The organism is Chamaesiphon polymorphus CCALA 037, from assembly GCF_003003845.1.
Classification (GTDB): domain Bacteria; phylum Cyanobacteriota; class Cyanobacteriia; order Cyanobacteriales; family Chamaesiphonaceae; genus Chamaesiphon; species Chamaesiphon polymorphus.
In genome coordinates, this window is record NZ_PVWO01000554.1 from 1 (window position 1) to 3,607 (window position 3,607).

Here is a 3,607-nt window from a genome sequence, read left to right on the forward strand (position 1 = left end):
GTTGTCAGCCTGACTTTTACGGTAAATTATCGATTTGGGGCGGGGGTAGTGGTACCAGGGACGGGGATCTTATTAAATGATGAGATGGATGATTTTGCGATCGCACCAGGGGTACCGAATGTGTTTGGCTTAGTTGGGGGCGAGAAAAACTCGATCGCGCCTGGTAAGACACCGCTATCGAGTATGACACCGACGATCGTTACCGAAAATGGTAAATTCCGTCTCGCCGTCGGCGCACCTGGTGGGAGTACGATTATTACAACTGTTTTGCAAGTCTTGCTCAATGTCTTGGAGTACAAGATGGATGTCGGCGCGGCGGTTGCGGCGGGACGTATTCATCAACAATGGCTACCAGACAAGGTAAATGTCGAGCCGTGGGGCTTCGATCCTGCGACTCTAGCCGAACTCCGCCGTCGGGGACATCAGATCGAGCAACGCGAAGATTGGGGGAATGCTAACGCCATTCAACAATTACCCGATGGTAGGCTCGAAGGTGCCGCAGATCCGCGCGGGGAAGGGACAGCACGGGGCTTCTAAATTAATTGATAATTGATAATTGATAATTGATAATTGGGTTTGAAGGTAATTAACTGCTAATTAGCACTACGACCGATTTTAATTAATTTAGCATCTAAAAATAGATCTCATTTAATCCCAATCGAGCGTGTAAATTAGGGTGTTGGCGATCGAATATACGCTGTTCTGTGTTTGCATCGCTTCCCGCTCCCATCGGTGGCTTTTCATTTCTAAATCCAGTAATGCCGCAATTAGCATAATCCGAGATCTGTAGCCCAAGCTCAAATTATCTGCCCTCGAAATTAACATGTTTAAATTCTTACTCGGAACGCTCGTCTTGACAGCACCGATGGTTATGGCTCATACCCTGCACGCTCAACTCCCACCTGCTGTGCCAGATACGTCCACTCCATCCCCATCTTTGCCACAACCGCAGCCGTCTGTCTCGCCCCAGCCTTCAGTTGCGCCTGCGCCGCAACCTTCCACCGCGCCTCAGCCAGCGACTTCAACCGAGCCAGATTTGACATTGTTGGGCAAAGTTCTCGGTGCATTCTTACGGACTAATAAAGCGAGAACCGAGTCCCAAATTGTGATGAAATTGCAAGGTAAAGATGGGGATGTCGAGATTTATGCTCGCTCCAAAACAGTTGCCAAAACTAGCGGTGAGTTTCGATCGGAACTAACTTTTGCCCAGCCAGGACAACCACCGACAGCAAGTTATACAATCGTCTCTAATGGTAGTAAAGTCTGGATTTATCGACCCGATCGGCGTCAATATTCTCAGACTACTGCTGCCAAATTTCAAGCGCAACCCTATTCATATTTAGTCGGTTTATCAACCATCTTCTTTTTAAGCGTCACCGAAGCTAATCGTCGGGATATCAATGCAGCTTTAGCCGTCAGTCCGAGTTTTCTGACTACGTTACCTAAAGAACAAATCAAAGATTTGCAAGGCAGTATGCGGCAAGTTGACGGAGAAGAATTATATGCCTACTCTTATGAAAATAAGACTGAGAACTGGTCGTTTAATAGTTTAGTCAATCCGCAAACCGGAATTATCAAACAGATTGAATTTACTGGTAAGCTCGATGCTAAAGATGGGGGCACGAACTTTACACTCACTGAAAAAATTATCGATCGCAATTCTCAACCAACGATCGCCAATTCTCTATTCAAATTTTTGCCACCAAAGGGTACCAAGAAAGTTAAATCTGTAGATATAGATCTTATCGGTCGTTAAATAGCTCGGCTCCCTCCCCTTTATAAGGGGAGGGCAGGGGTGGGGTAAAGGACTACGATCGCATCTAACAGACTCGCGTGTAAGTATTAGGCTGGCGCGATCGCACGTCTAAACCTTACACTCCTACCCGCACGGGCGATCGAGTAGATTGAAATTCTACCAAAGCGGGGACTACCATCGATTTACCAGTCATTTCCACAGGTTGGGGAATCTGGAGAATCTCTAGAATCGTGGGAGCTAAGTCTGCTAATTTGCCATCTTCGCGTAAGACGACATCGGTACCGTGTCCCGGTAGCTGACGGCGTTCGCCTTCGACTAAAATCAAGGGTACTTGACTGGTAGTGTGTGCCGTCCAAGGATTGCCCTCTTCATCGCACATGTATTCGGCATTGCCATGATCGGCGGTAATAATCGTCGTCCCGCCAACTTTGCCGACACCTTCGAGCAGCTTACCCAGACAAGCATCTACCGTTTCGATCGCGGTAATCGTCGGTGCCATTTTTCCGGTATGTCCGACCATATCGGGGTTGGCATAATTGACAACGATCAGCGTATAGATCTGTTTGGCGAGTGCAGCCAGAACGGTATCGGTAACTGTATCCGCAGACATCGAGGGTGCGCGATCGTAAGTGCTCACCTGCGGACTGGGAATCAATTCCCGATCTTCGCCAGGGAGCGGTTCTTCTCTACCGCCGTTGAAGAAGTAGGTAACATGGGCGTATTTTTCGGTTTCGGCAACTCGAAACTGTTGCAAACCGCGATCGGCGATGACTTCTCCCAATAAATTCTGGAGCTGCTGGGGTTCAAATGCCACTAGTACTGGTAGCGTTGAATCGTATTGGGTGAAAGTCGCAAAAGTTAGCGGTGTAATTTGCGATCGAATAAAACCTGTAAACGTCGGCTCTACTAGGGCACTAGCGAGCTGTCTAGCCCGATCGGGACGGAAATTAAAGAAAATGACTCCATCGCCGGATTCGATCGCGCCTGGAGCAATTCTCGTCGGGTTAATAAATTCGTCGGTTTTGTCTTCGGCGTAGCTGTCAGTCAGGACTTGAGTAGCAGTTTTACCGTTACCTTCACCAGCTTCGGTCATCACATCGTAAGCTAGCTTGACTCGATCCCAACGTCGATCGCGATCGAGTGCATAATAGCGACCGCCAATTGTCACGATCCTACCGACGCCAATTTTGGCGATCGCGTCTTCAATTTTCTGGACGGCGAGCAATCCGTCGCGCGGATCGGTATCGCGTCCGTCGGTAATCACATGAATGCAGACGTCCTGAATATCTTGGCTGCGAGCCAACTGTAATAGACCGATTAAGTGATCGAGATGGGAGTGAACGCCCCCATCCGAACACAGTCCTAAGATGTGTAGTTTGCTCTGACGCTGTTTGACATCGGTACAAACTTTGACTAGAGCGGGATTCTCTAAAATACTGCCATCTTTGACAGCATCCGAAATCCGCACTAATTCTTGCGGGACAATTCTCCCCGCGCCGATATTGAGATGTCCGACTTCCGAATTGCCCATCTGTCCGTCTGGCAACCCTACTGCTCGTCCAGATGTATCGATGAGTGTATGTGGATAAGCAGCCCAGAGGCTATCAATATTTGGTGTGTTGGCTTGCGCGATCGCATTGCCGTGGATATCTGGACGGTATCCCCAACCGTCTAGAATTACTAGCACCACCGGAGCTACAGGTGCCTGCGCCATATTATTCTTTAGCCTTTTTGTTGTTAAGAATAAGATCGTGTTTATCATAGCAGTTATTCGCAACCTCATTCCGATCGAAACACTACTTCAAATTCCTGAAATGTTTACACGCGAACAGTTTGCGGGCAGATTACGAT

4 protein-coding genes are annotated in these 3,607 nt (G+C 48.3%); 2 read left to right on the forward strand and 2 right to left on the reverse strand.

Translation table 11 applies throughout. The features are described from left to right. Positions 1-537, forward strand: a 537-nt coding sequence (locus C7B77_RS26230) for a gamma-glutamyltransferase (protein ID WP_181244043.1), incomplete at its 5' end; no start/stop codon positions are given. A gap of 111 nt (positions 538-648) precedes the next feature. On the opposite strand, the gene C7B77_RS30490 is transcribed toward C7B77_RS26230, so the two are convergent. Continuing rightward, entirely contained in the window at positions 649-825 is a 177-nt protein-coding gene (locus C7B77_RS30490; protein ID WP_181244044.1) for a hypothetical protein, read from the reverse strand. Between C7B77_RS30490 and C7B77_RS26235 the strand changes: the two genes are divergently transcribed. Then, positions 824-1,756, forward strand: coding sequence for a LolA family protein (locus tag C7B77_RS26235; protein WP_146138529.1), 933 nt, complete (start codon positions 824-826; stop codon positions 1,754-1,756). The two genes, C7B77_RS30490 and C7B77_RS26235, sit on opposite strands and share 2 nt — an antisense overlap. A gap of 115 nt (positions 1,757-1,871) precedes the next feature. On the opposite strand, the gene gpmI is transcribed toward C7B77_RS26235, so the two are convergent. Then, a complete protein-coding gene (gene gpmI, locus C7B77_RS26240; protein ID WP_106311927.1) occupies positions 1,872-3,470 on the reverse strand; it encodes a 2,3-bisphosphoglycerate-independent phosphoglycerate mutase in 1,599 nt (532 codons plus the stop codon). Positions 3,471-3,607: the final 137 nt, after the last annotated feature.